The organism is Ruminococcus sp. N15.MGS-57, from assembly GCF_000980385.1.
In the GTDB taxonomy this organism is placed as follows: Bacteria; Bacillota; Clostridia; order Oscillospirales; family Ruminococcaceae; genus Hominimerdicola; species Hominimerdicola aceti.
The window spans coordinates 1-7,682 of the sequence record NZ_LARF01000057.1 but is presented as its reverse complement, the minus strand read 5'-3'; the positions used below and the strand labels follow the sequence as shown (position 1 = coordinate 7,682).

Here is a 7,682-nt window from a genome sequence, read left to right as displayed (position 1 = left end):
TTCTGTCGATAGCGGCAAGAGCCTTTTCGACTTCTGAGAAGTCCTCATAATCGTCCTTGTTAAGAGCCTTTGCGGCTTTCTCTGCCTTGTCAAGCTCTGTGTAGTCTGCTGACTTGTATGCAAGTTCAAAAGCCTGTGTATGTGTTGCGATATCTGCTGAAATAGTTATTTCCTTGCTGAGAGGCTCGCAATCGTCAGCAGTTACATCTACAGTGTAAGTGCCTGCTGTAAGCATTGCAGTATTGTTTGTTATCTCTTTTCCGTCTACCTTTATTACAACATTTTTCAGGTCAGCAGGTGTTACTTCAAAATCAACTGCATATTCCTTAGTTGGCAGGACAGGTGTTTTTCCCTCAACATACTGATACTTTGCACCGCCAGCTGTCAACTCGTCATAAAATTCTTTTGTTGTCATATAGTCATATGATTTAGCCTTGCCTGCTTCTTTATTTGAACCGCAAGCTTCAACATTTTCTGTTTCTGTGAAATAGTTGTTTTTAAAGTCAGTTGTAGACGAGGAATCCTTCCCCACTATTCCGCCGAAACGTGTATATGGCTTTTTGGCTGAGTACTGTGAAAGGTCAATTTCTCCTGCAAAATAGCAATCACTTACAGAACCGCCGGCTACTGAACCAACGATACCGCCTACATCTGTGGTTCCGTTGCCAACCGGCGTGAGTTTTCCTGTAACATAGCTGTTTATGACCTTGGAATCGCCATACAAACGTCCTACGATACCGCCGGCGTCTGGTGCAGCATATACCATATCGCCTGTGCTTGAACAATAGCGGACTTCCGTTCCAATCTGCGCATATCCAACTATACCGCCCACATAAACACTTTCGTTGTCGCCTGAGATAGTTATGTCTGCTGTGTTCTCACAATATTCAAAAGTTGTGCCGTATGCCTGACCTACCATGCCTATGAAGCCATAAACATATTTGCCGTTATTGTTGAACGATACGTTTGACACACAATCAGAAATAGTACAATCACCTGCAAATCCTGCAATAGTGCCATAAACAGTATATTCGTTATCAGTATTTGTCACATCCAGATTTCCCTCTATAGTCAGACCTGATACCTCTGCTTCCTCAATATCGCCAAAGAAACCGACCAACAAATCTTTACCATAAATAGACGTAAAATCAATGTTTGAAATAGTATGACCGTTTCCGTAGAATTTGCCGCTGAAACAATGTTCAATATAGCCGTTTTCATCGAAAACGTTTCCGATAGGCGTCCATACAACACCTGTCAAGTCAAGGTCATTTTCAAGAACAACAACTGCGTCTTTATTCTTGTCATAATCTCCGTTGTTTACCGCTTTTGAAAACGCCAACAGGTCGTCAACAGTTTTTATTACCGTCTTATTATCGTCTGCAAATGCCGTTGTCGGCACAAACAAAAGACAGCCCGTCACCAAAAGACTTAAAATTTTCTTTTTCATTCTAATTCCTCCATAATATTTTTCGTTGCTGATATTTCTTTTTTTACTCAGAACATAGTTTTACTCGATTATTTTAACACGGCCTACACACTTTGTCAATAAAATTAGCACAAACGGTCAAAAATCTGCACAAGCGGTAACAAAATAAATGAATAATGCTTGAATTTTGCTTTGATGTGTGTTATTATATATTAAGAAATCATGTATAAGAAAGGATTTTTACAGTATGAGAGTGGCATTGGTAGACGATAATAAAAACGACCTTGCACTTCTTCATGAATATATTTCCGAACAAACCGCTCACAGCTGTCAGATAGATACGTTTTCAAGCGGAGAAAGCTTTTTGTCATGCTGGCAGATGGGAGCTTATGATCTGGTGGTGCTTGATATATTCATGGGGAAAATGACAGGGATAGAGGTGGCAGAAAAGCTTCGTGAAACAGACAAAAACGTGCATATCGCATTCGGCACTTCAAGCAACGAGTTTGCAAGCGAAAGCTACGACCTCAACGCCTGCTACTATCTTTGCAAGCCCTTTCAGGCTGACAAAGTAAAAGCCATGCTTGACCGGATCGGTTCTGATGAAATTGATCGTATGCGTTCCGTTAAGCTTCCCGACGGTCAGAACGTGATACTCAGAAATGTTATCTACATAGACTGTGCGTCACATATCGTGACTATCCATTGCACAGACGGTGAAAGCATAGTTTCAAGAAATTCTTTCGCTGAGATCGAGAGCATTTTTTGCAGTCATTCATACTTTTACACTTCCACCAAAGGCGTCATCGTGAATTTCTATGAGATAGCCCAGCAAAAAAGCGACCTTTTCATAATGAGCGACGGCACACATATCCCCATAAGTCGCCGAAAATCCAGAGAAACATTAGACGCCTTCGCTCAGTTTCGCTTCAGTGATCTGCGAAAAGGCGGTGAGCAGTAATGCCTCCTTTATACCGCCTTGTGGAAGTGGGCATATATTCCCTTCTGAATTTTCTGCCACTTATGGTGCTTGCCCTTTATCCCTTCCGGCATAGGCTTCGCTTTTCCAAAACAGCTACCGTGGGACTTGTTGTGGCTCTTTCACTGGTGCAGATCTTTTTAGGCTGGCAGGCGGCATTTTTCAGCACAAATGCAGGTCTGCTAAGTGCAGTCAGCACCCTGCTCTATGCGGCTTTTTACTTTTTCGCTGTGAAGGTCAAGGTCGGCAAAACAGGCTTCACACTGCTTCTGCTTTCAAATAACGCAAGCTTTATCGTCATTACCTCAAAATGTCTGGAGGGCATTCTGTTCCCGTCACTTGCCTATGAATCATACCGCTGGTCGTTTTCCCTTTGTATGCTTATGACAGAAGCCGTGGTATGGGGGCCGCTTTTTATCTACATGAAAAAGGTCTACACACCTGCGGTGGAAAAAGAGCCGTCAGGTCTGGAGTGGCGCTATCTTTGGCTTATCCCATTTACGTTCTATATAATATGGTACTATACGCTCTACGGCAACTCTACGAAAAGCAGCTTAGAGCTTGCTCTGGAGCCAAAGAACACCATAGCTCTGTTCTTTATAAACGCAGGGGCGTTTCTGGTGTATTACATCGTGGCACGGCTGGTCAGCGAACAGCAGAAAAATCTGCGGCTTCAGGAAAATAACCACCTGCTTGAAATGCAGAACCTGCAATATGACTATTTGCAGGATAAGATAAAAGAAACAAGACGCTATAAGCATGATGTCAGACATCATATCGCTCTTATGCAGGAGCTTCTGAAAAAGGGCGAATACGATAAGCTTTCAGAATATCTCAATTCTTTCAGGGATTCTATGCCCGATATATCAGAACGCATTTACTGCAAAAACACATCTGTAAGCGCACTTCTTGCATATTTTGCTCAAATAGCGGAAAGCAGCGGCATTGAATACAAGGTGAGCGCTGACATACCAGATGATATAAAAATAGACATAACCGACCTCTCTGTGCTTTTCGGAAATCTTATCGAAAACGCCATTCACGGCTGCGTGTCTGACAGTGCAAAGAATAAAAAAATAATAATCAGAGCAAAGGCTGACAGCTATTCCCTTTGCCTGGCGGTGGACAACACCTTCACCGGAACTATCCTCACCGACCCAGAAGGTGGTTTCCTTTCCTCAAAACGCAAAGGCAAAGGGATCGGCACAGAGTCTGTCAAGAACATTGCCGCCAAATACAATGGTGTAGCTAAATTTGAATACGGTGACGGAATGTTTTACGCTTCCGTAATGCTGAACATATGAAAAAGGCGGAAAGCTCGCAAAGAGCCTCCGCTTTTTCTGTTTTATCGTCCTCCAAGCTTTACATTTTCAAATGTTGCCACAACAAATAATTCACATATCATTTATAAAATGTTTCTTGTATCTTTTGTGCAAAGTGCTATAATCTAGTTGAAAATACGGAGAGAATTCCGTATAAAGTTAATAAATCAAACAAATCGGAGGTAATTCATTATGATGGGAAGACTCAGAGCAATGCGTGAGCCGCTCAAATATGTTCAGGGCAGAGATGCTACACTTAAGTTTCATGAAGAAATGGGCTATATGGGCAAAAGGTGGCTGTTTGTATGTTCAAACAGTGGCTACAAAGCCTGTCATGACAAGATAGAGAAAAGCTTTGGCGAACTTGACGATTACAGACGCTATGAAGTATTTGGTGGTATATCAAGCAAGGGCGAGATAGCCAAAATGGAAGAGATAGTAAAGGCTGACAACATCGACACAGTAGTTGCAGTTGGCGGCGGAAGCGCAGTTGATACTGCAAAAGCTACAGCATACTACACAGGCAAGCACATTGTTATCGTGCCAACAGTTGCGGCAACAGATGCGCCATGCACAGGACTGTCAGTAATATACAATGATGACCACAGCTTTGACAAATATCTTTTCTATCCTACCAATCCAGACGCAGTAATGGTAGACACAACAGTTATCGCAAACGCACCTGTAAAGTTCCTTATTGCAGGCATGGGCGATGCACTTGGTACATATTTTGAGGGCAGAGCTTCCATAAGAACAGAGTCTGCGAGCCTTGAAGGCACAGGCATCACAAGAGCAGGACAGGCACTTGCAAGACTTTGCTATGACACGCTGAAAACATACGGCAAGCAGGCAGTTGAGGCTTGCAAGGTACACGCAGTTACACCTGCCCTTGAAGCTATCTGCGAGGCTAACGTATATCTTTCAGGCGTTGGAGCAGACAACGTAAACTGTGCGGCTGCACACTCGTTCTACAATGGCGTAACATCATTGGGAATCAAGCACGCAGACCACGGCTGTTGTGTAGCCCTTGGTACACTGGTTCAGCTTGTACTTGAGGGTGCGCCAAAGGAAGAGTTTGAAGAGGTACAGAACTTCTGCCTTGAAGTGGGACTTCCTGTCACACTCGAGGAGATCGGTGTAACTACACCTGAGCAGGTAGAAACTATCGCAAAGAACGCTTGTATCCCGGGTGAAACTATCCACAATCTTGCAGGCGACGTACAGCCTATCGAGCTTTATGACGCTATCATGCAGGCAGACGCAATGGGCAAGATAGCATTGAACAAATAAGGGATAGTGTATATTTAAAATAATATTGCCACCCACGGCTGATTTGGCTGTGGGTGGTTTTTTGTGCAAAAAAAAGCAGAGAAACCCGATCAATGGGTTTCTCTGTTTGGATCAACTTATTAAATCATAATATCTTAGTAAAGTATATCTTCCTGCGAAGCTCAGTTGTCTGCAACGTCCATAAGCTCAACAGCAATATCGTCAGACCCGGTATCATCTGCGTCAGCCTGAATATCGTCCGGCTTATCGTCCTCTATGACAGCTCCTGTAAAATCAATACAAATATTCTCATTTTTACCAAAACGAGCCATTGTCAGCAGATCGGTGACAGTCGAGCGTGTGACATGAGCGCCTGTGAAATCCATCACCACATTTGCAGAATTATCCTCGCTGTTTTTGCTGTTGATCTCATCACGAAGCTGGTCAAAATTCGTATCCTCAAGGTCTGCATAAGCTGAAAACTCTTTTGGCGCATAAAGCGTTGCAACAGCGTGCATAGCAATGAATACAAACCTGAAATCTTCGCAATCAAAGGTGCTGAAAGGTATCTCAAACAGCCTCAGCATACCCTCGTCGGTCTTTTTGCATAAAACAGGCTTATATCTGTTCTGAGCCAAATCGTAGGTGTATCTGTCTTCGTAAGCTTCATCGGTTAAGCTGCCGTCTGGCATAGGCACGATCTCAAAACGAGAAGTTTCATTGCACGTATTGCAATAGCCTCCGACTATCACAAATCTGAAAACATAGTCGGTATTTTTCTCAAGTTTTTTGTCACAGCATATCTGCGTCCAGTCCCAATTCCAGTTTCCAATAGAATAGGCGATAACGTTTTCGCCGTCCTTATCGGTCACAAAATATTTAGCTATAACATTGTTTTCGCAGGACTTATCAGCCTTGAAATCTCTAGGGTCAAAATCAATTACTTTACTCATATTATTTACCTCCGTATTATCAACGGTCGGCTTATGAGTATCCAACATTCTTATAGTACATTTTTCACAGTCGCTTGCATACTCTGCCCGACCGTTCTTAACAAGCCCCTTAGCCCTTTTGGGATAGGTAGCTCCGATTCGTTTTCCGTTTATGTCTGTAACAACAACGTTTTTTTCTATGGGTATCTCCCCCTTGCACAGCAATATTAAATTAGTGCCTGCATTACACAGGCTTGCGTTTAGCTCCGACGCTGTTATTTTCTATGGGTGTCGTCCCCAGTCTTTGCTTAGGATAAGTTTAACAGACGTCCGGTCTTTTGTCAAGACTATATTCACCTTTTCGACATTACATACAATTGCGATCTTGCGGGCTTAGCACATATGCACAAGGGACATGAGTACATAAAATGCCCGTCACGGCGAGTGATTTCAAAATTTATCATAACGCAATTCTATCTCACCGGGAACAAAAAAAATCCGTCCTACCCAAAGTAAGACGGAAATTGGGTGCAGGGTCGAAACTTTCGGAAAAAGACCAACGATTGGTGCTTGAAGTTTCTGAAAGACTAGGAAAAGAATAATTTTTGAGGCCTCGAACTGCAATATCAAAGTAAAAATAAAACAGCGTACCGCAGCCCCCTGCGATACGCTGTTCTCATATAAAATTATTTCTTAGTAGTAACACTCTTTGAAGCCGACCAAGCACCATAATACTTAGTACCCTTTACAGTTGTGTACGAACGAACACGAACATAGTATTTCTTTTTGCCTGAAAGCTTTGAAATAGTGGTCTTGTCGGTCTTGTTGTTTGTTATGGTAACTTTCTTTGCACTTGTGAACTTTGAGTTGGTAGCGTACTGTATCTCGTATCCGGTAGCAGAACCTTTCTGCGCCCAATCCACAAAGAATGCCTTGCTCTTAGCCGTGAGCTTCTGTATCTCCTGCTTGGCAGGATTTATCTTGAATGTCTTTGTGATAGTGCCTGTGTAAGAGCCTTTTCCTGCGACTTTTACAGTGGCAGTACCTATATTCTTGTTGCTTGAGTATGAAACTGTATAGTCAGTGCCTTTTTTCAGTGCTTTGCCATTGTATTTAACAGTAATGCTCTGAGTGATGTTCTTGCCCGTGTATGACTTGTTTGAAATGCCTGAAATGGTGGCTTTCTTGAAGTTATTTTTGATACTGTAGGTCTTAGAAACTGAGCCTGTGTAATTGCCCTTGCCTGTGATAGTGACCTTTGCTGTTCCGACCTTGGTGTTGTTTGAATAGGAAACTGTGTAATCTGTACCATTCTTCAAAGTTTTGCCGTTTAGCTTGACCATTACACCAGGCTTCTTTGCCTTGCCGTCATAAGCGTAGGTCGAAGTGGAAAGTGTCACGCTTGCCTTTGAAATGCTAATTCTTGAAAGTGCAGGGATTTCAGCCGTTTCAAGAACTTTCTTGCAGACTGTACATTCCTTGTGCATTGAGCCTTTAACTCCGATAGAAGCCGCCTTGTCAGTTATCCAACCGCTTGATTTGTGACCTGTGGCATTTATCACTGTCTGAGCCTTGATAACAGTATTGCAAACTGAACAATGTGAGCCGTCTGTTTTGCCTGCGGTGGTGCAAGTAGCAGGGTAGCCCTTATCGGTAACTGCAGTGTGACCCTTTGCAGGAAGCTTTTCTGTAACTGTCGCATTGCACTTTGTGCAAGTCTTTGTTTTTGTACCCTCTGATGTGCAGGTCGG

Annotated in this window: 6 protein-coding genes; 3 read left to right on the top strand and 3 right to left on the bottom strand. The window is 43.0% G+C overall.

Translation table 11 applies throughout. The features are described 5' to 3' along the window. The coding region (locus WS40_RS09695; protein ID WP_046441917.1) for a GLUG motif-containing protein at window positions 1-1,450 on the bottom strand (1,450 nt) is incomplete at its 3' end. A 226-nt stretch (window positions 1,451-1,676) separates the two neighbouring features. Here WS40_RS09695 and WS40_RS09690 point away from each other — a divergent pair. The 3 genes from WS40_RS09690 (at window position 1,677) to WS40_RS09680 (ending at window position 5,020) form a co-directional block, all read left to right on the top strand. Further along, window positions 1,677-2,390, top strand: coding sequence for a LytR/AlgR family response regulator transcription factor (locus tag WS40_RS09690; RefSeq protein WP_022286578.1), 714 nt, complete (start codon window positions 1,677-1,679; stop codon window positions 2,388-2,390). Further along, the gene (locus tag WS40_RS09685; RefSeq protein WP_046441914.1) at window positions 2,390-3,712 is read left to right on the top strand and encodes a sensor histidine kinase; all 1,323 of its coding nucleotides are present in this window, start codon (window positions 2,390-2,392) and stop codon (window positions 3,710-3,712) included. Before WS40_RS09690 ends, WS40_RS09685 begins: the two co-directional genes overlap by 1 nt. Window positions 3,713-3,922: 210 nt before the next feature. After that, entirely contained in the window at window positions 3,923-5,020 is a 1,098-nt protein-coding gene (locus WS40_RS09680; protein WP_333632148.1) for a glycerol dehydrogenase, read from the top strand. A gap of 161 nt (window positions 5,021-5,181) precedes the next feature. Here WS40_RS09680 and WS40_RS09675 read toward each other — a convergent pair whose 3' ends face one another. Together WS40_RS09675 and WS40_RS09670 are read right to left on the bottom strand one after the other, a co-directional pair. Next, the gene (locus tag WS40_RS09675; protein ID WP_325208518.1) at window positions 5,182-5,952 is read right to left on the bottom strand and encodes a hypothetical protein; all 771 of its coding nucleotides are present in this window, start codon (window positions 5,950-5,952) and stop codon (window positions 5,182-5,184) included. A gap of 665 nt (window positions 5,953-6,617) precedes the next feature. Further along, the coding region (locus WS40_RS09670; RefSeq protein WP_046441912.1) for a fibronectin type III domain-containing protein at window positions 6,618-7,682 on the bottom strand (1,065 nt) is incomplete at its 5' end.